The following is a 22,074-nucleotide window of genomic DNA, read 5'->3' as shown; positions in this document are numbered from 1 at the left end:
CCGCCGCTGTCGTTCGCCGTTCGACCGTCCCCGACCGGAGGCCCGATGAGAGCGAAAACCGTTGCCGATCAACTGGTGCGTCAACTCCAGGACGTCGGCGTCCGGCGAATCTACGGAATCGTGGGCGACAGCCTCAATCCCGTCGTCGATGCCGTCCGGCGGTCGGGCGGCGCGGAGAACGGCGGCATCGACTGGATCCACGTGCGGCACGAGGAGGCCGCCGCCTTCGCCGCGGCCGCGGAGGCGCAGATCACCGGCAAGCTGGCGGTGTGCGCCGGCTCGTGCGGGCCGGGCAATCTGCACCTGATCAACGGACTCTACGACGCGGACCGCTCGGGGGCGCCGGTGCTCGCGATCGCGGCGCAGATTCCGAGCGAGCAGATCGGTCTCGGCTACTTCCAGGAAACCCACCCGGACCGGCTGTTCGTCGAGTGCTCCCGGTACGCGGAGCTGATCGGAACTCCCGCCCAGGCCCCGCGCGTCATGGCGTCCGCCATCGCGCATGCGACCGCGCTGTCCGGTGTCGCGGTGATCACCCTGCCGGGTGATATCGCGGACCGCCCTGCCGTGGGGCGGGCGCCGTCGGTGCCGCGCACCGGTGCCCCGGCGATCGTGCCCGACCAATCCGACGTGCAGGCCCTCGCCGACGCGGTGAACGAGGCAGGCAAGGTCGCGATCTTCGCCGGCGAAGGGGTCCGCGGGGCTCGCGAGGAGTTGCTGGGCCTGGCCGACACGATCGGTGCGCCGATCGGGCACACCCTCCGCGGCAAGGAATGGATCCAGTACGACAACCCCTTCGACGTCGGGATGACGGGGCTGCTGGGGTACGGGGCGGCGCACGACGGGATGCACGGCGCCGACCTCCTGCTGCTCGTCGGAACGGACTTCCCGTACAACCAGTTCCTGCCCGACGGCGTCCGCACCGCGCAGATCGACTGGGCCGCACAGCGAATCGGCCGGAGAACAGACGTCGAGCTGGCGGTGCACGGCGACGTGGGAAGCACGTTGCGTGCGCTCGCCCCGCTGATCCGGCGGAAGGACGACCGCCGCTTCCTCGACGACATGCTCGAGAAGCACCGGACGCTGATGAACAAGGTGGTCGGCGCGTACACGAAACCGGCCAAGCAACGCGTCCCGATCCATCCCGAGTACGCGGCGTCGATCCTCGACGACCTCGCCGCCGAGGACGCGATCTTCACCACGGACACGGGAATGTCGAACGTGTGGACGGCGCGCTACCTGACGCCGAACGGCTCGCGGCGTTTCCTCTCCTCTGCCCTGCACGGATCGATGGCGAACGCCCTGCCGCACGCGATCGGCGCCCAGGTGTGCGCGCCCGGCAGACAGGTGGTGTCCGTGTCGGGCGACGGCGGGCTGTCGATGCTGCTGGGGGAACTGGTGACGGTCGCGATGTACCGGCTCCCGGTCAAGATCGTGGTGTTCAACAATTCCACGCTCGGCATGGTCAAGCTGGAGATGCTGGTGGACGGGCTGCCGGATTTCGGGGTCGACGTCGCACCGGTCGACTACTCGGCGGTGGCCTCCGCGCTGGGCATCTTCGCCCGCCGGATCGAGAATCCGGCCGACATCGAATCGGGTCTGCGGCAGGCGTTCGATCACGACGGACCGGCACTCGTCGATCTCGTCACCGACCCGTTGGCGCTGTCGCTGCCACCGACCATCACGGGTGGGCAGCTCACCGGTTTCGCGTTGGCGCTGTCGAAGATGGTGATGAACGGGGGTGTCGGCGAGGCCGTGAAAATGGCGAAGTCGAACGTCCGGAACGTGCCGCGACCGTCCCAGTTCGATCCGCGCGGCTGAACCCGACTGGTATCCCATGGCCGGAGAGTGGGAACATATCCGGGTGTCCACATCGCCCGATACCGCAGCCCAGAACATCACCTCGCCCCTGACAGTGGGCGACATCGACGCGGCCATCGAGCGAATTTCCCACGTGATCGACGCGACCCCACTGCAGTGGAGCGACCGCCTGTCGACGCTGACGGGCGCGAACGTCTACCTCAAGCGTGAAGACCTGCAGGTCGTCCGCTCCTACAAACTTCGCGGCGCCTACAACCTCATGGCCCAGCTCGATGCCGGCGAGCGCGCGGCCGGAGTCGTGACCGCCAGCGCCGGCAACCATGCGCAGGGCGTCGCGTTCGCCTGCCGCACAATGGAAATCACCGGCCGCATCTACGTCCCGTCGAACACCCCCAAACAGAAGCGTGATCGCATCCGTGCGCACGGCGGTGAGTTCGTCGAGCTGATCCTGACGGGGGAGACGTACGACGCCGCTGCCGCTGCGGCCGCCGCCGACGTGCGGCGGACGGGCGCGACGATGGTTGCGCCGTTCGACGACGCCCGGACCGCGGCCGGTCAGGGCACCATCGCCGCCGAGATCCTCGCCCAGCTCGGCACGGCCCCCGATTCCGTACTGGTGCCGGTCGGCGGCGGCGGGTGCATCGCCGGCATCGCCACGTACCTGCATGCGCACGCACCGCGCACGGCCATCGTCGGCGTGGAGCCGACGGGGGCGGCGTCGATGACGGCGGCCCTGGTGGCCGGTGGTCCCGTGACGCTGACAGAGATCGACCCGTTCGTCGACGGCGCGTCGGTGAAGCGGGTCGGCGACCTGCCCTACGCCGTGGTCTCCGCCCTCGGCGCTGAGGTAGTGACGCACACGTCGTTGGGCCAGGCCGACCGGTCGTCCACGATCCGACTCGATCCGGAGACGTTCGTGATGACCAACCTCGACGAGGGTGCGCTGTGCACCGCGATGCTCGAGCTGTACCAGAACGAGGGCATCATCGCCGAGCCCGCAGGCGCGCTGTCGGTGGCGGCGCTCGCGAACATCACGTTCGAGCCCGGTTCCACGGTGGTGTGCCTGATCTCGGGCGGCAACAACGACGTCTCGCGCTACGGCGAGATCCTGGAACGCTCGCTGGTGAATCTCGGTCTCAAGCACTACTTCCTCGTCGACTTCCCGCAGGAGCCGGGCGCGCTGCGCCGCTTCCTGGACGAGGTGCTCGGTCCCGAGGACGACATCACCCTGTTCGAGTACGTCAAGCGGAACAACCGGGAGACCGGCGCCGCTCTGGTGGGTATCGAACTCGGCAAGGCGGAGGGGCTCGGCGAGCTGCTCGAGCGGATGGAGCAGTCCCGCATGCAGGTGGAACGCCTGGAGCCGGGAAGCCCCGCGTACCGCTACCTCACCTGAGCCGCTACTTCTGCAGCAGCCGCGCGACGACCTTCTTGTACAGCTCGGGCTCGGGCATGGGAAGCCTGAGCAGCGCGGCCAGGTAGATGCCGTCGCCGACGAGGCGCACGATCTCGGCCTGCACAGGATCGTCGATCTCGTCCTGCAGGCCCTCGTCCCAGCTGCGCATGACGTCGGTGACGGCCTTCTGGATCTCGTCGTGCTGACCGTCGACGCTCCGTAGGGCGGCGATGGTCGAACGGTAGAGGGCGAGTTCCTCGGTGGTACTCGCGTCGGGGACCTGCAGGTACCACTCGGACATCGAGGTGCCGCCGGACACGGCGTCGGCGAGCTGGGCGTCGGCCCGCTCGCCGAGCCGGCGCACCATGGCGGCGAGGAGTGCTTCCTTGCTGGGGAAGTGATAGAGCAGTCCGCCCTTGGACACCCCGGCCTCCGCCGCGACGGCTTCGAGGGTCACCTGGGCTATCCCCACGTCGAGCAGCAGCTTCTCGAGGGCGTCGAGTATTCGATCGCGCGTACCGGCAGCCATGGAGAGGGACTGTACCCGGGAAATTACTTTACCGTCCGGACGGTTAACGGTAAGGTTACGAAACTGTACCGGCTGGACGGTTCATCACGGTGCCGGCCCCAATCGAAAGTCGCAGGAAGATAAATGTCTGTCTCCACGGATCGCGGGATCAACGACGCCTACGGCGCTCCAGGTCAGTCCTCCGCATCACGCCGAGACTGGCTCGGATTGGTCGTCCTGGCCTTCGCCGTCCTCCTGATCGCCGTCGACGGCACGGTGCTCGACCTCGCACTGCCGTTCATCAGCGCCGACCTCGAGCCCAGCAGCACTCAACTGCTGTGGATCATCGACGTCTACTCCTTCGTCCTCGCCGGACTGCTCATCACCATGGGCACGCTCGGCGACCGGATCGGACGGCGCCGTCTGCTGCTGATCGGCGCCGCCGGATTCGGTATCGCCTCGCTGATCGCGGCGTGGGCGCCGACACCCGAGATGTTGATCGCGGCCCGTGTGCTGCAGGGAATCTCGGGTGCCACCCTGATGCCCGCGACCCTCGGACTGATCCGCACGATCTTCGTCGACCCGCGACAGCGGACCCTCGCCATCGGCGTGTGGGGCGCGATGGCCGGCGGCGGCACCGCGGCGGGTCCGCTGATCGGCGGCTGGCTGCTCGAGCACTTCTGGTGGGGTTCGGTGTTCCTGATCAACCTCCCCGTGATGCTGGTGCTGATCGCCGTGGGACCGCTCGTGATCCCCGAGTCGAAGGACCCCGCGCCGGGACGGTTCGACCTGCTCAGCGCGGCACTGTCGATGACGACGATGCTGCCGCTGGTGTACGCGGTCAAGGAAACCGTGGTGCACGGCCTCGACCCGGTGCTCCTCGGCGTCAGTCTCGTCGGTGTTCTGTCGGGCGTGGTCTTCGTGCGCAGGCAGAAGTCGATGAAGGACCCGATGATCGACATCGGCCTCTTCGCCAAGCCGGCGTTCTCGACCGCCGTCCTCACCAACCTGCTGTCCATCTTCGCGCTCGCCGGCGTGCTGTTCTTCGGCTCGCAGTACCTGCAGTTGGTGCTCGGCAACACCGCGTTCGAATCGGGTGTGCTGATGCTGCCCGGCATGCTGATGAGCGCGGTCACCGCGCTCGCGGCGGCCTGGATGGTGCGCCGGTGGGCCACCTCGCACGTGCTCGGCGGCGGCCTCGCCGTCGCGGGTGTGGGTGCGGCACTGATGCTCACGCTCGGCGTGGACGGTGCCCCGACGATGTTCGTGGTCGGCTTCGGTCTCGCCGGAGCCGGTGTCGGTATCGCGCTGACGCTGACGTCCGACCTCGTGGTGAGCGCCGTCGAGCCCGAACGGGCCGGCGCCGCCTCCGCGGTGTCCGAGACCGCGTACGAACTCGGCATCGCGCTCGGTGTCGCCGTGCTCGGCAGCGTCGTCATGGCGATCTTCCGCAGCGGCCTCGACACGTCGATGCTGCCGCAGGAACAGATCGAGCCCGCCCAGGGCACGCTCGGTGCCGCGGTCGCGGAGGCTCAGCATCTCCCCGAGGCCGCGCGGACGGTGTTCCTCGAGTCCGCGCAGTCGGCGTTCGTCGACGGCATGCACGTCGCCGCGGGCGCGACCGCCGTGATCCTGTTCGCGACCGCGATCCTCGTCCTGCGGATGCTGCGCGACCGTCAGGGCGAGCTGTCGAGCAGCACGAACGAGTGACCAGGTAGCACCGTCGCCGACCCGGTCTCGTCCTGCGTCGGCGGCTCCCACCACAGTACGGGGGAGCCGCCGACCGGGACGGTCACCGGTTCGGCACTGAGGTTGCAGGCCAGGCGAAGTGCGCCGCGGTGCACCACGATCCACTGCTGCGCCTCGTCGTAGTCGACGGACAGGTTCGCGAGCCACGGGTCCGTCAGCTCGGTACGCTCCCGGCGAAGCCGCAGCAGCGAGCGATAGCACTCCAGCAGCCGCGCATGCGGATCGCGGACCAGTTCGTCCCAGTCGAGCTTGGACCGCTCGAACGTCTCCGGGTCCTGCGGGTCCGGAACGTCGTCGGTGCTCCAGCCGTGCTCCGCGAACTCGGCCTTGCGTCCCTCCGCGGTCGCCCGCGCGAGCTCCGGCTCCGGGTGCGAGGTGAAGAACTGGAAGGGGGTGCTCGCCCCCCACTCCTCGCCCATGAACAGCATCGGCGTGAACGGCGAGCAGAGCACGAGCGCCGCCTTCACGGCGAGCTGCCCGGAATCGAGATACGTGCCGGGGCGGTCGCCGATCGCCCGGTTGCCGATCTGATCGTGCGTGCACGTGTACGTGACCAGCGAACTGGCCGGGATCCGCCGCGTGTCCAGCGGCCTGCCGTGCGTGCGGCCCCGGAACGTCGAGAACGTGCCCGCATGGAACCATCCCTGGCGCAGCGTGTCCGCGAGGCAGGCCATCGAACCGAAATCTCCGTAATAGCCCTGCCTCTCGCCGGAGACCGCCGCGTGGATGGCGTGATGCACGTCGTCGTCCCACTGGGCGTCGAGGCCGAAGCCGCCTGCCGACCGCGACGTGATCAGGCGTGGATCGTTGAGGTCGCTCTCGGCGATCAGCGTCAGCGGCCGCCTCAGGTGCGCGGACAGCCGGCGGGTCTCGACGGCCAGATCCTCGAGAAGGTGGGTGGCGGTGTGGTCGACGAGCGCGTGGACGGCGTCGAGGCGGAGCGCGTCGATGTGGAACTCGCGGAACCACCGCAGCGCGTTGCCGATGATGTAGCGGCGCACCTCGCCGCTGTCCGGTCCGTCCAGGTTGATGCTGCGGCCCCAGGTGTTGGCCCCCTGCGCCAGGTACGGGCCGTACCGGTCGAGGTAGTTCCCCGACGGTCCGAGGTGGTTGTAGACGGCGTCGAGGACCACGCCGAGACCGCGGGCGTGGCACGCGTCGACGAGGGTCTGCAGCCCGTCCGGTCCGCCGTAGCCCTCGTGGACCGTGTACCAGAGGACACCGTCGTATCCCCAGTTGTGGGTTCCGTTGAACCCGTTGACGGGCATCAGTTCCACGAAATCGACGCCGAGTCCGACGAGATGGTCGAGCCGGTCGACCGCGGCGGCGAACGTGCCCTCCGGAGTGAACGTGCCGACGTGCAATTCGTAGACGACGGAGCCGGCGAGCTGCCGCCCGGTCCACTGTGAGTCGGTCCAGAGGCTCTCGTCGAGCGTGTGGAGCTGGGATGCGCTGTGGACACCGTCGGGCTGGCGCGGCGACCGGGGATCGGGAAGCGGGGTGTCGCTGTCGTCGAGGACGAACGCGTACCGCGAGTCCGGTGACGCGTCGATGTCGGCCCGCCACCACCCGTCCGGTGACGGGGTCATGTCATGGCGTTTGCCGTCCACCTCCACGCAAACGGACGTCGGGATCGGGGCCCATACCTCGAATGTGTGCACCCGATCAGCATGCCTCGACCGGGCGGGCCGCGCAGGACAGTCAGCTCTCGGGCGCGGAAGAGTCCTCGACCTCCTCGATGATCTCGGCGCCGAGAACCGACAGCCGGTGTTCCTCGGCGTCCTGCACCGTGCCGAAGTCCTGCTCCTCGAGCACGTTACGGTCCTTGTCGAGGTATCGATACGTAGCCATGCCCCCACGATGGCACACGGCGGCAGAGATGGCGGCGAGTCGGCCCTTTCGCCCCGCATCCGGAAGTAGCAAGCTGAGAGTACGGACTCGAACGTCGCGAGGAGCAGTCATGCACGTAGCAGTGGGAGACCGGTTGCACGTACAAGGCAGGGTGGTCGGGGTGCACGAAACGACCGCCGAGGTCGTGGAGGTACACGGCGAGAACGGCGAACCGCCCTATCTCGTCCGATACGACGACGGCCACGAGGCCCTCGTGTTTCCCGGATCCGATGCCTGGGTGGAACACCCGAAGTCGTAGGCATCGGGCGTTTTCGCCTGGTCCAGGCGCGGCGGATCGCCGTGCCGAATTGGTTGCACGATCGATGAATCGAATGCGTCTATCGTGAGACCGTGCCCGACTCCGCGAAGAGGCCCTACAGTTCGCCGTTGCGTGCCGAATCGGCGCGCCGGACCCGCCTTCTCGTCCGGGATGCCGCGGGCCGATTGTTCGCCGAGCGCGGATACGTCAGCACCACGGTGCGGAACGTGGCCGAGGCGGCCGGGGTGTCGGCCCGCACGGTGTTCACCGCGTACCCGGGCGGCAAGGCGGAACTGTTCCACGAGGTACTGCACGCGGCGATCCAGGGCGACACCGACGCCGCGCCTGCCGCCCGCATACCCCGGGACGGCGACCCGGTGGAGCGGATCCTCGAACAGATGGTGGAGTACAGCACCGACGTCCTGGAACGGGCTGGAACCCTGATGGCGGCGTCGATCGAATCCTCGGGTGCGGACGAGGACATGCGGCGTTTCGCCGACGAGGGGGCGCGGGCGTCCGCCGAGAATGCGATGACCCTCGCCGAGGGACTCGCCGCGCACGAACTGCTGCGCCCCGAGATCTCCGTCCAGCGGGCCGCCGACGTGCTGTTCACGGTCGTGTCCCCGCAGGTGTATTCGATGCTGCGCCTGCAGTGCGGGTGGGATGTCGAGGATTACCGGAACTGGGTGAAGGCGACGATCCGGGCCAGCCTGCTCCGCTGAGGGCCGACAACCCCGCCTAGGGCAGCAGGATGAATTTGCCGGCCGCGTGCGGATTCCGGAGATCGGCGTGAGCGCTCGCCGCCTCCGACAGCGCGTAGGTGCGCGCGATCCGCACCCGCACGTCACCGCTGCCCGCGAGGTCGACGAGGAACCCGCGGGCCCGCTTCCGCGGTTCCATGCCTTCCGGCCCCAGCGCCCCGACGATCCGGAACCCGGCCTCGCCCACCCGTGGTCCGGGGACGGTCGTCACCAACCGCGACGGGTCCCGCACCAGGCCCACGGACACGTCGATGGCCTCGTCGCTGCCCGCGGTGTCGATGACGGCGTCCACCCCGTCCGGTGCCAGGACTCGGATCCGGTTACTCAGGCCGTCCCCGTAGGACACGGGTGTCGCACCGAGCGACCGCACGTAGTCGTGGTTCCCGGGGCGCGCCGTGCCGATGATCGTGGCGCCGCGGGCCCGGGCCAACTGCACGACGAACGACCCCACGCCGCCCGCCGCCCCGTGCACGAGCAGCAGGTCGCCGGTGCCGACGTTCGCCGTGTCGAGGGTGTCGACCGCGGTGGTACCCACCGCGAGAAGTCCGGCGGCCTCGTTCCACGGCAACGACGCCGGTTTCGGGATCACCGAATCACCGGACACCACGAGCCGGTCCGCGTACGCCTCCGACAACGGGTACGCGATCACCTCGTCGCCCACCGCAATGGGGCCGCTCGGTCCCGTGGCGGCGTCACCCACCTCCGCGACGACGCCCGCCGCCTCGCTGCCCAGCTGCATCGGCAGGGCGGCGGGATCGGCGCCGAACGCGCCGCTGTAGAGCTTGTAGTCGCTCGGGTTGACCCCGATCGCGCGGACCTCGATCACCACCTCGCCCGGTGCGGGGCCGACCGGCTCCGCATCGACGACCGCGAGGACCTCCGGCCCTCCGTACGCCCGGGCAACCACACGTCGCATACAAGGGCCAGTACCCCCGTGAGTACTTATTAACCGCCCATGGTTAAGAAGTACTCACGGGGCCAGCAGGGCAATGGGGTAACGGGCGAACAGGGTGGCGACCTCGACGCGGCCGCCGGGGTGCGTCGTCGAGGTGAGCAGGTCGGTCCACGTACCGTCCGGGAGGGTCACCGTGGTGTCGCCCCAGCCGTCCTGCTGCAGCCCGACGCTGTGCCGGGTGGCCAGGGCCACGACGTCCGGCGCCGACCCATGGGGCCCGCGGGTGAATCCGATCAGGTGTTCGGCCGCGGTCCCCGATGCGAAGACCGGCGCGTACGTGCCGCCTGCGAAGCTGCCGGGGCGGTCCCGCCGCAGGCGCAGCGCCGTCCGCACGACGTGCATCTTCGCCGCGCCGGTGGCGTCGATCGGAGGAGTGCCGAGCCCCGCGAGCACGGTCCGCCGCACGTCGTAATCGACGGGTCGGCGGTTGTCGGGGTCGACGAGCGAGTCCTCCCACAGTTCGGTGCCCTGGTACACGTCCGGGATCCCGGGCCCGCACAGCTGGAGGAGCTTCTGGCCGAGCGCATCGGACCAGGCGTGCGGCGCCAGTTGCGTGCACAGCGACCCGAGCGCCTTGCCGACGGTTCCGTCGATCACCGTGTCCAGCCAGCGGTGGAGGTCGCGTTCGAAGTCTTCGTTCACGTCGTTCCACGACGTCCGGGTCCCGGCTTCCCGGACGGCCTTCTCCGCGTACGCGTGGACGCGGTCGCGGAAGTCGGGCACGTCGCCCGCGGCGCGGCCGTCGACCGGCCACACACCGAACAGGTTCTGCCACAGGAACAGTCCGGTGACGGGATCGGGGCTGGGGGCGATGCGCTCCCACTGCTCGACGCATTCCGCCCACAGATCCGGCACCTGCGACAGGATGCCGATCCGGGCGCGGACGTCCTCGCCGCGCTTGGTGTCGTGCGTCGAGAGCGTCGTCATCGCCCGCGGCCACCGGCTGGCGCGCTCGGCCGCGGCGAGGTGGAATTCGGCGGGGGAGACGCCGACGTTCGCGGGGTTGCCGCCCACCTCCTGCAGCGACACCAGCCGGGCCGTGCGGTAGAACAGGCAGTCCTCCACGGATTTCGCCATCACCGCGCCGCAGACCTGCTGGAAGCGGGTGGCCGCCTCCCCGCCGGTGATGAGGGCGGCGGCGAGGGCGGACAGCGCCGCGGACCGCCCCGGTTCGCGCCGCGCGGCGTCGCCGATCACGCGGGTCGCGAGCCCGGCGAGCGGGCTGTAGTCGGAGCGGTACACGGGCATCGCGGCGACGACGTCCACGACGGCGTCGCGCAGGTCCTCGGCGGTGCAGTCGGTGCCGGTCTCGGCGCGGATCGCGCGGACGAGGCGCCGGACCTCCGGGGCGAGGCCGGTGCCGGCGACGTCGCGTTTGATCGCGGTTTCGTGCTCGTGGATCCACGTCGCGTCACCCCGGTCGCCCGTGCGGGACGCCGACAGGGCGGTGAGCACGGGAGCTCCCGACGGGTCGACGAACACGCCGCCGAGTTCGGCCAGTGCGTCGTAGCCCGTGGTGCCCTGGATCGGCAGGTGATCGTCCAGCGGTTCGGAGTGGCCGAGAATCTTCTCGATCACCAGCCAGCGGTCCGCGCCGATCACGCCGCGCAGCCGGTCGAGGTACCCGGCCGGGTCGGACAACCCGTCGGGGTGGTCGATGCGCACGCCGTCGATCAACTCGTCCGCCACCCAGCTCCGCAGTTCGCGGTGCGAGGCCTCGAACACGCGCGGGTCTTCCTGACGGATCCCGGAAAGTTCGCTGACCGCGAAGAATCGGCGGTACCCGATGAGCCCGGAGTTCCACGGGACCAGGCGGTACGACTGCGCGTCGTGCACCGACTCCGGCTCGGTTGCGTCCGTGCCGGGGGCGATGGGGAAGCGGTGCTCGTAGAACGCGAGAAGCGGCTCGGGTCCCGAGCGGTCGACGGTCAGCGACTCGAGGTCGGCGTCCGATCCGAGGACGGGCAGCGCGAGCCGTCCGCCCGCGCCGTTGTCCTCGCTCCAGTCGATGTCGAAGAAGTCGGAGTATTCGGAGCCGAGACCGTGTGTGAGAACATCCCACCACCAGGCATTCTCACGCGGATTCGCGACGCCCACGTGGTTGGGGACCAGGTCGACGACGAGGCCCATGCCGCGGCCCCGCAACTCCCGCGACAACGCGGCCAGCGCCTCCCTGCCACCGAGGGCGGGGGACACGCGGGTCACGTCGGTGACGTCGTACCCGTGGGTCGATCCCGTCGTGGCCGTCAGGATCGGCGACAGGTAGACGTGCGAGATCCCCAGATCGTCCAGATAGTCGGCGACGGCGGCGGCGTCCGCCAGGGTGAAGCAGTCTCCGCGCAGTTGCAGCCGGTAGGTGGCCGTGATCGCCATCGTCGTCCCCGGCTCAGGCGGTCCGGCGCAGCACGACCAGCGACCGGGCCTCGACCTGCAGCGAATTCCCGGCCTTGATCACCGCGTCCTTCGCCCCCGTCGGCACGGCGGTGTCGAGCACGACCGCCCACTCGTCGGCGTAATCGGAGTTCGGCGTGGAGAACTCGATCTCCTCGTCGTGCGCGTTGAAACACAGCAGGAACGAGTCGCCGACCACCCGCTCGCCGCGGTGGTTGGGTTCGGGGATGCCCTCGCCGTTGAGGAATACCGCGAGGGACTTCCCGAAACCGCTGTCCCAGTCCTCGGGGGTCATCTCCTCACCGGACGGCGTGAGCCAGGCGATGTCGCGGGTCTGGTCGCCGCTGCGGATGGGGGTGCCCTCGAAGAACCGGCGGCGGCGGAACACCGGATTCTTCATCCGCAGCGCGATGACCCGTTTGGTGAACTCGACGAGGTCGGCGTTGGTGTCCGCCAGTGACCAGTCCATCCACGACAATTCCGAGTCCTGGCAGTACACGTTGTTGTTGCCCTGCTGGGTGCGGCCCATCTCGTCACCGTGCGCCAGCATCGGCGTCCCCTGGCTGAGCAGGAGTGTGGCCAGGATGTTGCGGCTCTGCCGCCCCCGCAGATCGAGGATCTCCGGATCGTCCGTGGGGCCCTCGACACCGCAGTTCCAGGACCGGTTGTGGCTCTCGCCGTCGTTGTTGTCCTCGCCGTTGGCCTCGTTGTGCTTCTCGTTGTACGACACCAGGTCGTGCAGGGTGAACCCGTCGTGGGCGATGACGAAGTTGATGCTCGCGCCGGGGCGGCGGCCGGTCGCCTCGTAGAGGTCGGAGGACCCGGTGAGCCGGGACGCGAATTCGCCGAGCGTGGCCGGCTCGCCCCGCCAGTAGTCGCGGACGGTGTCCCGATACTTGCCGTTCCACTCCGTCCACAGGCCGGGGAAGTTGCCCACCTGGTAGCCGCCCTCGCCGACGTCCCAGGGTTCGGCGATGAGCTTGACCTGGCTGACGATCGGATCCTGCTGGACGAGGTCGAAGAACGCGGAGAGCCGGTCGACGTCGTGCAGTTCGCGGGCGAGCGTCGACGCGAGGTCGAAGCGGAAGCCGTCGACGTGCATCTCGGTGACCCAGTACCGCAGCGAGTCCATGATCAGCTGCAGCGTGTGCGGGTGCCGGGCGTTGAGGCTGTTCCCGGTGCCCGTGTAGTCCATGTAGTGCTCGGCGTCGCCGTCGACGAGGCGGTAGTAGGCGGCGTTGTCGATGCCGCGGAACGAGATGGTCGGACCGAGATGGTTGCCCTCGGCGGTGTGGTTGTAGACGACGTCGAGGATCACCTCGATGCCCGCCTCGTGGAACGAGCGGACCATCGCCTTGAACTCCGACACCGCGGCGCCCGGCTTCTCCGCCGACGAATACCCGGTGTGCGGGGCCAGGAAGCCGAACGTGTTGTAGCCCCAGTAGTTCCGCAGCCCCTTGTCGAGCAGGGTCTGATCGTGCATGAACTGGTGCACCGGCATCAGTTCGATCGCGGTCACGCCGAGGTCGACGAGGTGGTCGATGATCACCGGATGTGCGAGGCCCGCGTACGTGCCGCGGAGTTCTTCCGGCACACCGGGATGCGTCGCCGTCATGCCCTTGACGTGGGCTTCGTAGATCACGGTGTCGTGGTACGGGTGCTTCGGTGCGCGGTCGGCGGCCCAGTCGAAGAACGGGTTGATCACGACTGTCGTCATCGTGTGGCCGAGCGAATCGTGTCCGGGCAGTCCCGGCGCCGAGTCGTCCTCGGCTTCCGCTTCGAGTGCGTCCTCGGCGTCCTCCGCCTCGATGTCGTCGTCGGTGTCGACGATCAGGGCGGCGTCCTCGTTTTCGTCGTCCCCGGCGTCCTCGGGGGCGGCCTCAGTGGACGCGTCGATGTCGTAGGAGAACAGGGACCGGTCGCCGTCGAATTCGCCGTCGAACGCCTTGCCGTAGGGGTCGAGGAGCAGCTTGCTGGGGTCGCAGCGGTGCCCGGCGGAGGGGTCCCACGGTCCGTGGATCCGGTACCCGTACCGCTGCCCGGGCACGACGGTCGGCAGGTAGGCGTGCCACACGTAGCCGTCGACCTCGTCGAGACGCACCCGCGTCTCCGTGCCGTCCTTCGCGATCAGGCACAGATCGACCGCCTCGGCGACCTCGGAAAACAGGGAGAAGTTCGTCCCGGCCCCGTCGTAGGTGGCGCCCAGTGGGTAGGCGCTGCCGGGCCACACGGGAATGGGCGTGGTGCCGGTCGACTCGCTCGCTTCCATATCGAGAACATTAGCCCGCGTTCGCGTCGCTCTCAGCCCGACGGGAGCACAGCGTCAGCCCTGGGTGGAGGTCCGTGCGGCAGCAAGCATTCCGGTTGTGATCTTCAGCACGTCCTCGCTGGTGCACACGTACGGCGGCATCGCGTAGATCAGGTTGCGGAAGGGTCGCAACCAGACCCCGGCCGCCACCGCGGCGTCGGTCGCGGCCCGCATGTCGACGGGCTCGGAGAGTTCGATCACTCCGATCGCGCCGAGCACCCGGACGTCCCGGACGCCGGGCAGTTCCCGGGCAGGCGCGAGACCCGATTCGAGCCCGCGGCGCACGTCCTCGACCTCGCCTCGCCAGTCGCGCGACAGCAGGAGTTCGATCGACGCCACCGCGACGGCGCAGGCGAGCGGGTTCGCCATGAACGTGGGTCCGTGCATCAGCCCGCCTGCGTCGCCGGCGCTGATGGTCTCGGCGACGTCGGTGGAACAGAGCGTCGCGGCGAGGGTCAGGTATCCGCCGGTGAGGGCCTTGCCGACGCACATGATGTCGGGGCGGGTCCCGGCGTGCTCCGCGGCGAACAGTTCGCCGGTGCGGCCGAAACCCGTGGCGATCTCGTCGAACACCAGCAGGAGCCCGTGCTCGTCGCAGATGCGGCGCAGCTCCGACAGATACCGGGGGTCGTGGAAGCGCATGCCTCCGGCGCCCTGGACCACCGGCTCCACGATGACGGCCGCGAGTTCGTCCGTGTGCTCGGCCACCAGACGCTCGAACTCCGCGACGTACCGGGGGTCGAACTCGCGCGGCGGCGGTCCCGCGAACACCTGCCGTGCCAGGACGTCCGTCCACAGGGAATGCATGCCGCCGTCCGGGTCGCAGACGCTCATCGGCGCGAACGTGTCGCCGTGATAGCCGCCGCGCCAGGTCAGCAGCCGATGCCGCTCCGGCCTGCCGCGACTGCGCCAGTACTGCAGGCACATCTTGACGGCGACCTCGACGGAAACCGAACCGGAATCGGCGAGGAACACCTTGTCGAGTCCGTCCGGGGTGATCTCCACGAGCAGCTGGGCGAGCCGCGCGGCCGGTTCGTGGGTCAGCCCGCCGAACATCACGTGGCTCATCCTGCCGAGCTGCGCGGTCGCCGCTGCGTCGAGGACGGGATGCCGGTAGCCGTGGACCGCCGCCCACCACGAACTCATGCCGTCGACGAGTTCGCGTCCGTCGGCGAGAGTGAGGCGGGTGCCGCTCGCCTCGGCCACCACGAGCGGGGTGGTCGAGGCGGGGAAGGCGCCGTACGGATGCCAGAGCAGCGAGGCATCGAGGGAGGTGATGTCGTCGGCGGACAGGCTCGGGGAGGTCACGGTCTCGACCCTAGCCATCGGAGGAAAAGTGGGTCCACCCGGGTTGAACACCGTTCAAGTCGCGTATGGTGCCGAGTGTGAGTACCGACCACACCTTCACCACCTGGCTCGACGACGTCGAGGAGCAGCGGCGCGCCGCGGGACTGCGCCGCGAACTGCGCCCACGCACGTCCGGCAGCGCGCTCATCGACTTGGCGTCCAACGACTACCTCGGGCTCGTGCGGCACCCCGAGGTGCTGCACGGCGCGATGACCGCGCTGCGGCGATGGGGCGCAGGGGCCACCGGCTCGCGACTGGTCACGGGATCGACCACCGAGCACGAACTGCTCGAAACGGAACTCGCCGAGTTCGTCGGCGCCGACGCCGGGTTGGTGTTCTCCTCCGGGTACACCGCGAATCTCGGCGCCGTCACCGCGCTGTCCGGCGCCGGATCGCTGATCGTCTCCGACGCGGGCAGTCACGCCTCGCTCGTCGACGCGTGCCGGCTGTCCCGGGCCCGGGTGGCCGTCGCGCCGCACGCCGATCTCGACTTCGTCCGCAGCGCACTGGCCACCCGGCCGGAGGAACGGGCACTGGTCGTCACCGATTCGGTGTTCAGCGCGGACGGTGATCTCGCACCCCTCGTCGACCTGCACCGGGTATGCCGCGAGTACGGCGCGTTTCTCGTGGTGGACGAGGCCCACGGTGTCGGAGTCCGCGGCGCAGGGGGTCGCGGACTCGTGCACGAGGTGGGACTCGCGGGCGAACCCGACATCGTCGTCACGGCCACGCTGTCGAAGTCGCTGGCCAGCCAGGGCGGTGTGGTGCTGGCGTCGGAGAAGGTCCGTGCACACCTCGTCGACGCCGCGCGCACATTCATCTTCGACACCGGACTGGCCCCGGCGGCCGTCGGGGCGGCCCGGGCCGCCCTCGCCGTTCTGCGGCGTGAACCGCACCGCGCCGACTCCGTCCTGGAGCGCGCCCGGGATCTCGCGCGGTTCACCGGTGCCGCGGCACCCGAGTCCGCCGTGGTCTCGGTGATCCTCGGGGACCCGCAACGCGCCTTCGACGCCGCGGCCGCCTGCCGCGAGCAGGGGCTGCACGTCGGCTGCTTCCGGCCCCCGTCGGTGCCCGAGGGCACGTCGCGGCTGCGGCTCACCGCCCGCGCCACGCTCGATCAGGACGAACTGGCCCGGATCGAGACCGTGCTCACCGACGTCCTTGCGGGGGCGTCGGCATGAGCATCCTGATGGTCACCGGAACGTCGACGGACGTCGGCAAGACTGTGGTCACGGCGGCGCTCGCCGCCGCGGCGCGCGAAGCCGGGCTGTCCGTCGCGGTGTGCAAGCCCGCGCAGACCGGGGTCGCGCCGGGAGAACCGGGCGATCTGGCCGAGGTGACCCGGTTGTCCGGTGTCACCGCGGTGGTGGAACTCGCCCGCTACCCCGAACCGCTCGCCCCCGACACCGCCGCCCGGCGCAGCGGTTTGCCGATGTTGCGGTGCGACGACGTCGTCGACACGGTCCGCGCGCTCGCCGACCGGCACGATCTGGTCCTCGTCGAGGGTGCGGGCGGGCTGCTGGTGCGGATGGGCGCCGAGGGCTTCACCCTCCTCGATCTCGCGCTCGCTCTCGGCGCACCGGCTGTCGTGGTCGCGGCGGCCGGACTCGGCACGCTCAACCACACCGAACTCACGACCCGGGCGCTGGCGGCGGCCGGCGTCGCCTGTGCAGGCACGGTGATCGGGTCGTGGCCGGACGAGCCCGGGCTCGCCGAGCGGTGCAACCTGGACGACCTGCCCGCCGTGACGGGTGTCGACCTGGCCGGCTCGATCCCGGCGGGCGGCGGTCGTCTCGACCCGGCGTCGTTCGCCGCGGCCGCGTCCACGTGGTTCGACGGCACCTGGCTGAAGACGACGATCACGGCTCGCTGAGCGCGACGGTCAGGATTCCGCGAGCACCGACAGCACGTTGCCTGCCGGGTCGGTGAACCAGGCGATGTCCGGCCCGTTGCCGCGCATGATTCCCTTGTCGTCCTGGTCGAAACCGTCGTACCGCACGAACCGGATCCCGCGTTCGGTGAGCGCGTCGACGGCCTTCTCGACGTCGTCGACCGCGAAGTTGAGGATCGTGAACGTCGCAGGCGTGTGATCGGGTTTCGGGTAGATCAGTACCACGGGACCGTGGGGGAGATGCAGGCCCAGCAGGCCCATCTCCTCTTCGGTGACCTCGAGCCCCAGGGTGTCGGTGTAGAAGGATTTGGCCGCGGCGATGTCGTCGACGGCGAATCCGCTGAATGCTCTCGCGTTGTTCAACATGGTTCTGTCTCTTTCCTGCCGGTGGTCAGGACATCTCGGCGCGCGCCTGCGCGCTGAGCTGGATAACCTGAACGTAGTTGCCGTCGGGGTCGACGGCGGTGGCGAACCAGCTGCCGTCACGATCCTCGAGCGGGGACAGCCACGTCGCCCCGAGTTCGTCGAGGCGGCCTGCCGCGGCACGGGCGTCGGCGACCTCCACGTTGAGGAGGACACGCCCGGGTTCGGGATTCGTCTCGCCGACGTCGTCGCGCCGGTCGAGCATGATGTAGAAACCGTCGAAATCGAGGACGTCGTAGCCCGGTTCGCCGGGCGTGCGGTCGACCTTCGGCGAGAACGCGGCCGTGTACCAGTCCCGCAGTCGTTCGGGGTTGGTGCTGGCGAGCAGGATGCTTCCGATCGTGGCGTCGGCCATGATTTCCTCCCGGTGGGGGTTCGGTTTCGGTTGTCCTACAGGTATCGACTCGGCAGCCCGGCGAAATTCATCGCCCCCGGTTTTCCAAGGGCCGAAAGCTGCCCCGGTTTCCCGGAATATCGGTAGTGTGATTCAGGTCACGGCTACACCGGCTGGGTTGGGAGGGGTCACATGTCGACCTCCGAAATGCTCGAATTGAATCGCACCATCGACCGCCTTCGGCGCGCTGTCGGTTCGTTGCGAACGATGTACGGCGATGCCGCATCCGTGCGGCGACTGAGCAATGATCTGGAGCGCCTCGAGATCGACGCGCGCGACCTCGACTCCTCGCCACCGAACGTCGTCCACCGCGAACCGGTGGAGCGAATCAAGGTGTCGGACACCCCGTACGACGCGTCGATGTGGCTCGGTATCGATGACGAGGGGCTGGGCGGGCTCCACTACGAGCGCGGATGAGCGCGCCGCCGAAGAATTCCGATAGTGCCGGTGTGGGGGCGCCGACGCGTGCCCGGATCGCGGAACGCACGCTCCGCACCGACCGGTGGTGGCTGGCGCCGCTGCTGACGGTGCTCGGCCTGTCCGTCTTCGTGGTGTACGCATCGGTCCGGTCGTGGGTCCGGACCGCGTACTTCGTCGAGGAGTACCACTACCTGACCCCGTTCTACTCGCCGTGCCTGAGCGATTCGTGCGTGCCCGGCTCGAGTGACTTCGGGACACCCATCGGCGAGTTGCCGATGATCATCCCGCTCGGATTCCTGGTGCTGCCGTTCCTGCTCGGCTTCCGGCTCACGTGCTACTACTACCGCAAGGCCTACTACCGGTCGGTATGGTTCTCGCCGCCCGCGTGCGCGGTCGCGGAACCGCACGGCAAGTACACGGGGGAGACGCGGCTGCCGCTGATCGTCCAGAACGCGCACCGCTACTTCTTCTACGTCGCGCTCGTCGTGTCGCTGATCAACACGTACGACGCGATGCGCGCGTTCCACGGCGCCGACGGCGGATTCGGAATCGGGCTCGGCACCCTCATCATGGTCGGCAACGTGATCCTGCTCTGGGCGTACACCGTGTCCTGCCATTCCTGCAGGCACGTCACCGGCGGCAGGCTCACCCACTTCTCCCGGCACCCGATCCGATACCGGCTCTGGACCGGGGTCAGCAAACTGAACACGCGGCACATGCAGCTCGCCTGGACCACGCTCGCCACCCTGATCGTCACCGACTTCTACGTGATGCTCGTGGCCAGCGGCACCATCTCCGACCTGCGCCTGATCAACTGACTTCACCGAAGAGGGAGTGGAATGACGGAAGTCGAACGGCACCAGTACGACGTCGTGGTCATCGGTGCCGGGGGCGCCGGACTGCGAGCCGTCATCGAGGCCCGGGAACAGGGCCTGTCCGTGGCCGTCGTCTGCAAGTCGCTGTTCGGCAAGGCGCACACGGTCATGGCGGAGGGCGGCTGCGCCGCCGCGATGGGCAACGCCAACGAGAAGGACACGTGGCAGACCCATTTCCAGGACACGATGCGCGGCGGCAAATTCCTCAACAACTGGCGGATGGCCGAACTGCACGCTCGGGAGGCGCCCGACCGGGTGTGGGAACTCGAAACGTACGGCGCCCTGTTCGACCGGACCCCCGACGGCCGGATCAGCCAGCGCAACTTCGGCGGTCACACGTATCCGCGGCTCGCGCACGTCGGTGACCGCACCGGGCTCGAACTGATCCGCACCATGCAGCAGAAGATCGTGTCGCTGCAGCAGGAAGACTTCGCCGCCACCGGCGACTACGAGGCCCGCATCAAGATCTTCGCCGAGTGCACCGTCTCCGAACTCACCAAGGACGGCGACCGGATCTCGGGCGCCTTCGGATACTGGCGCGAGAGTGGACGTTTCGTCCTGTTCGAGGCGCCCGCCGTGGTGATGGCCACGGGCGGAATCGGCAAGTCGTTCAAGGTGACGTCGAATTCGTGGGAGTACACCGGCGACGGACACGCTCTCGCCCTGCGCGCGGGCGCCAACCTCATCAACATGGAATTCGTGCAGTTCCACCCCACCGGCATGGTGTGGCCGCCCAGCGTCAAGGGCATCCTCGTGACCGAGGGTGTCCGCGGCGACGGCGGGGTCCTGAAGAACTCCGAGGGCGAGCGGTTCATGTTCTCGTACATCCCGCCCGTCTTCAAAGGGCAGTACGCGGAGACCGAGGAAGAGGCCGACGGCTGGTACAAGGATTCCGACAACAACCGCCGCACACCGGACCTGCTGCCCCGCGACGAGGTGGCCCGGGCCATCAACTCCGAGGTCAAGGCGGGACGGCAGACCCCGCACGGCGGCGTGTACCTCGACATCGCCTCGCGGATGCCCGCCGACGAGATCGTCCGGCGCCTGCCGTCGATGTACCACCAGTTCAAGGAACTCGCCGACGTCGACATCACGAAGGAGCAGATGGAGGTCGGACCCACCTGCCACTACGTGATGGGAGGCATAGAGGTCGACCCCGACAGCGGATCGTCCAGCGTCGCCGGGTTGTTCGCCGCGGGCGAGTGCTCGGGCGGGATGCACGGCTCCAACCGGCTCGGCGGCAACTCGCTGTCCGACCTCCTCGTGTTCGGCCGTCGCGCGGGACTCGGGGCCGCGGAATACGTGAAGTCGCTGCAGGAGCGGCCGGTCGTCTCCGCCGACGCGGTGGATGCGGCGGCCCGGATGTTGTTGTCGCCGTTCGATCCGGCGGTCGGGGAGGGCGGCATCACCGAGAATCCGTACACCCTCCACACCGAACTGCAGCAGACCATGAACGACCTCGTCGGCATCATCCGGAAGGAAGACGAGATCGCGCGCGCCCTGGAGAAACTCACCGAGATCAAGGGCCGGATCGGGGGCGTCGAGGTGGAGGGGCACCGCCAGTTCAACCCGGGCTGGCACCTCGCCGTGGATCTGCGGAACATGGTGCTGGTCAGCGAATGCGTCGCGCAGGCAGCCCTGCTGCGCACCGAGAGTCGCGGCGGGCACACCCGCGACGACCACCCGAGCATGGAGGCGGAGTGGCGCAACACCCTGCTGGTGTGCAGCGTCGTCGGCGACATGTCCGCGCATCCCGATTCCGTGGTCCCGGACGTCACGGTCACCCGCGAGCCTCAGCTTCCGATGCGCCCGGAACTGCTGGAGCTGTTCGACATCGACGAACTGGCCAAGTACTACACCGATGCCGAGCTCGCCGAACATCCGGGAAGGAAGGCCTGAGATGGGATACGACGCGCAGTTCCGGGTATGGCGCGGCGACGCCGACGGCGGCGCCCTCGAGGACTACTCCATCCCCGTCAACGATGGTGAGGTGGTGCTCGACATCATCCACCGGTTGCAGGCGACGCAGACCCCGGACCTCGCGGTGCGATGGAACTGCAAGGCGGGCAAGTGCGGGTCGTGCTCCGCGGAGATCAACGGTCAGCCGCGGCTGATGTGCATGACCCGGATGTCGACGTTCACGGAGGACGAGGTGGTGACGGTGACGCCGCTGCGGGCGTTCCCCGTCATCCGCGACCTCGTCACCGATGTGTCGTTCAACTACCAGAAGGCCAGGGAGATCCCGTCGTTCACCCCGCCGCCGGGACTCGGACCGGGCGAGTACCGGATGCAGCAGATCGACGTCGAACGGTCGCAGGAATTCCGGAAGTGCATCGAATGCTTTCTCTGCCAGAACACCTGCCACGTCATCCGTGATCACGACGACAACAAGCCGGCGTTCTCCGGTCCCCGCTTCTTCATCCGCGTCGCCGAACTGGAGATGCATCCGCTCGACACGGCGGACCGTCGTGACGCGGCGCAGGAAGACTTCGGTCTCGGACTGTGCAACATCACCAAGTGCTGCACCGAAGTGTGCCCCGAAGGGATCAAGATCACCGACAACGCCATCATTCCGATGAAGGAACGGGTGGTCGACCGGCGGTACGACCCGATCGTATGGTTGGGCAACAAGCTGCGGCGTCGCCGCCCGTGAGTACTTGTTAACCGCCGGCGGTTAAGAAGTACT

General features: G+C 68.9%; 20 protein-coding genes. 11 read left to right on the top strand and 9 right to left on the bottom strand.

The window, feature by feature from the left end; translation table 11 throughout:
- Positions 1-45 precede the first annotated feature (45 nt).
- Together MLGJGCBP_RS15740 and ilvA are read left to right on the top strand one after the other, a co-directional pair.
- Positions 46-1,821 (top strand): pyruvate dehydrogenase, encoded by a 1,776-nt coding sequence (locus MLGJGCBP_RS15740; RefSeq protein WP_160096738.1) that lies wholly within the window; start codon positions 46-48, stop codon positions 1,819-1,821.
- A 43-nt stretch (positions 1,822-1,864) separates the two neighbouring features.
- Positions 1,865-3,217, top strand: a complete 1,353-nt coding sequence (gene ilvA, locus MLGJGCBP_RS15735) for a threonine ammonia-lyase IlvA (protein WP_087556394.1) — start codon at positions 1,865-1,867, stop codon at positions 3,215-3,217.
- A gap of 4 nt (positions 3,218-3,221) precedes the next feature.
- Here the strand turns inward: ilvA and MLGJGCBP_RS15730 are convergent, their stop codons facing one another.
- The gene (locus MLGJGCBP_RS15730) at positions 3,222-3,746 is read right to left on the bottom strand and encodes a TetR/AcrR family transcriptional regulator (protein WP_087556262.1); all 525 of its coding nucleotides are present in this window, start codon (positions 3,744-3,746) and stop codon (positions 3,222-3,224) included.
- A gap of 123 nt (positions 3,747-3,869) precedes the next feature.
- Here MLGJGCBP_RS15730 and MLGJGCBP_RS15725 point away from each other — a divergent pair, with 123 nt between their 5' ends.
- Complete coding sequence (locus tag MLGJGCBP_RS15725; RefSeq protein ID WP_160096736.1) at positions 3,870-5,435, top strand: MFS transporter; 1,566 nt, start codon at positions 3,870-3,872, stop codon at positions 5,433-5,435.
- Here MLGJGCBP_RS15725 and treZ read toward each other — a convergent pair.
- Together treZ and MLGJGCBP_RS50515 are read right to left on the bottom strand one after the other, a co-directional pair.
- Positions 5,402-7,135 carry a malto-oligosyltrehalose trehalohydrolase gene (treZ, locus tag MLGJGCBP_RS15720; RefSeq protein ID WP_160096734.1) on the bottom strand — a complete coding sequence of 578 codons (1,734 nt, stop codon included), beginning with the start codon at positions 7,133-7,135 and terminating at the stop codon, positions 5,402-5,404. The two genes, MLGJGCBP_RS15725 and treZ, sit on opposite strands and share 34 nt — an antisense overlap.
- Before the next feature lie 40 nt (positions 7,136-7,175).
- The gene (locus tag MLGJGCBP_RS50515) at positions 7,176-7,325 is read right to left on the bottom strand and encodes a hypothetical protein (protein WP_179220139.1); all 150 of its coding nucleotides are present in this window, start codon (positions 7,323-7,325) and stop codon (positions 7,176-7,178) included.
- Between the two features lie 109 nt (positions 7,326-7,434).
- Between MLGJGCBP_RS50515 and MLGJGCBP_RS15715 the strand changes: the two genes are divergently transcribed.
- Both MLGJGCBP_RS15715 and MLGJGCBP_RS15710 read left to right on the top strand, forming a co-directional pair.
- Positions 7,435-7,623 carry a DUF1918 domain-containing protein gene (locus MLGJGCBP_RS15715; protein WP_005247576.1) on the top strand — a complete coding sequence of 63 codons (189 nt, stop codon included), beginning with the start codon at positions 7,435-7,437 and terminating at the stop codon, positions 7,621-7,623.
- Between the two features lie 92 nt (positions 7,624-7,715).
- A complete protein-coding gene (locus MLGJGCBP_RS15710; RefSeq protein WP_160096732.1) occupies positions 7,716-8,345 on the top strand; it encodes a TetR/AcrR family transcriptional regulator in 630 nt (209 codons plus the stop codon).
- Between the two features lie 16 nt (positions 8,346-8,361).
- Here the strand turns inward: MLGJGCBP_RS15710 and MLGJGCBP_RS15705 are convergent, their stop codons facing one another.
- From MLGJGCBP_RS15705 to MLGJGCBP_RS15690, 4 genes are read right to left on the bottom strand one after another with little or no spacing between them, the layout of a single operon-like run.
- Complete coding sequence (locus tag MLGJGCBP_RS15705; RefSeq protein ID WP_160096730.1) at positions 8,362-9,300, bottom strand: NADP-dependent oxidoreductase; 939 nt, start codon at positions 9,298-9,300, stop codon at positions 8,362-8,364.
- Positions 9,301-9,354: 54 nt separating this feature from the next.
- Positions 9,355-11,712 (bottom strand): malto-oligosyltrehalose synthase, encoded by a 2,358-nt coding sequence (treY, locus tag MLGJGCBP_RS15700; RefSeq protein ID WP_160096728.1) that lies wholly within the window; start codon positions 11,710-11,712, stop codon positions 9,355-9,357.
- A 13-nt stretch (positions 11,713-11,725) separates the two neighbouring features.
- Entirely contained in the window at positions 11,726-13,999 is a 2,274-nt protein-coding gene (gene glgX, locus MLGJGCBP_RS15695; protein ID WP_160096726.1) for a glycogen debranching protein GlgX, read from the bottom strand.
- A gap of 54 nt (positions 14,000-14,053) precedes the next feature.
- On the bottom strand, positions 14,054-15,346 hold the full coding sequence (locus MLGJGCBP_RS15690) for an adenosylmethionine--8-amino-7-oxononanoate transaminase (RefSeq protein WP_160096725.1): 1,293 nt from the start codon (positions 15,344-15,346) through the stop codon (positions 14,054-14,056).
- 65 nt (positions 15,347-15,411) lie between these two features.
- Here MLGJGCBP_RS15690 and MLGJGCBP_RS15685 point away from each other — a divergent pair, with 65 nt between their 5' ends.
- Positions 15,412-16,566, top strand: coding sequence for an 8-amino-7-oxononanoate synthase (locus MLGJGCBP_RS15685; RefSeq protein ID WP_160096724.1), 1,155 nt, complete (start codon positions 15,412-15,414; stop codon positions 16,564-16,566).
- On the top strand, positions 16,563-17,258 hold the full coding sequence (gene bioD / locus MLGJGCBP_RS15680; RefSeq protein ID WP_160096723.1) for a dethiobiotin synthase: 696 nt from the start codon (positions 16,563-16,565) through the stop codon (positions 17,256-17,258). Before MLGJGCBP_RS15685 ends, bioD begins: the two co-directional genes overlap by 4 nt.
- A gap of 9 nt (positions 17,259-17,267) precedes the next feature.
- On the opposite strand, the gene MLGJGCBP_RS15675 is transcribed toward bioD, so the two are convergent.
- Entirely contained in the window at positions 17,268-17,642 is a 375-nt protein-coding gene (locus MLGJGCBP_RS15675; RefSeq protein ID WP_160096722.1) for a VOC family protein, read from the bottom strand.
- Positions 17,643-17,667: 25 nt separating this feature from the next.
- Positions 17,668-18,054, bottom strand: a complete 387-nt coding sequence (locus tag MLGJGCBP_RS15670; RefSeq protein ID WP_160096720.1) for a VOC family protein — start codon at positions 18,052-18,054, stop codon at positions 17,668-17,670.
- A gap of 171 nt (positions 18,055-18,225) precedes the next feature.
- Here MLGJGCBP_RS15670 and MLGJGCBP_RS15665 point away from each other — a divergent pair, with 171 nt between their 5' ends.
- Genes MLGJGCBP_RS15665 through MLGJGCBP_RS15650 form a run of 4 tightly spaced genes read left to right on the top strand, consistent with a single transcriptional unit; the run spans position 18,226 to position 22,041 of the window.
- Positions 18,226-18,510 (top strand): hypothetical protein, encoded by a 285-nt coding sequence (locus MLGJGCBP_RS15665; protein WP_072945279.1) that lies wholly within the window; start codon positions 18,226-18,228, stop codon positions 18,508-18,510.
- Complete coding sequence (locus MLGJGCBP_RS15660; protein WP_160096718.1) at positions 18,507-19,331, top strand: hypothetical protein; 825 nt, start codon at positions 18,507-18,509, stop codon at positions 19,329-19,331. Before MLGJGCBP_RS15665 ends, MLGJGCBP_RS15660 begins: the two co-directional genes overlap by 4 nt.
- A gap of 21 nt (positions 19,332-19,352) precedes the next feature.
- On the top strand, positions 19,353-21,287 hold the full coding sequence (locus MLGJGCBP_RS15655; protein WP_087556273.1) for a fumarate reductase/succinate dehydrogenase flavoprotein subunit: 1,935 nt from the start codon (positions 19,353-19,355) through the stop codon (positions 21,285-21,287).
- 1 nt (position 21,288) lies between these two features.
- Positions 21,289-22,041: a succinate dehydrogenase/fumarate reductase iron-sulfur subunit gene (locus MLGJGCBP_RS15650; RefSeq protein ID WP_160096716.1), complete on the top strand. Its 753-nt coding sequence runs from the start codon at positions 21,289-21,291 to the stop codon at positions 22,039-22,041.
- Positions 22,042-22,074: the final 33 nt, after the last annotated feature.

This window comes from Rhodococcus sp. T7, from assembly GCF_009872365.1.
Lineage (GTDB): Bacteria > Actinomycetota > Actinomycetes > Mycobacteriales > Mycobacteriaceae > Rhodococcus_F.
The sequence above is the reverse complement of the archived record's forward strand: the minus strand, read 5'-3'. Positions and strand labels throughout refer to the sequence as shown.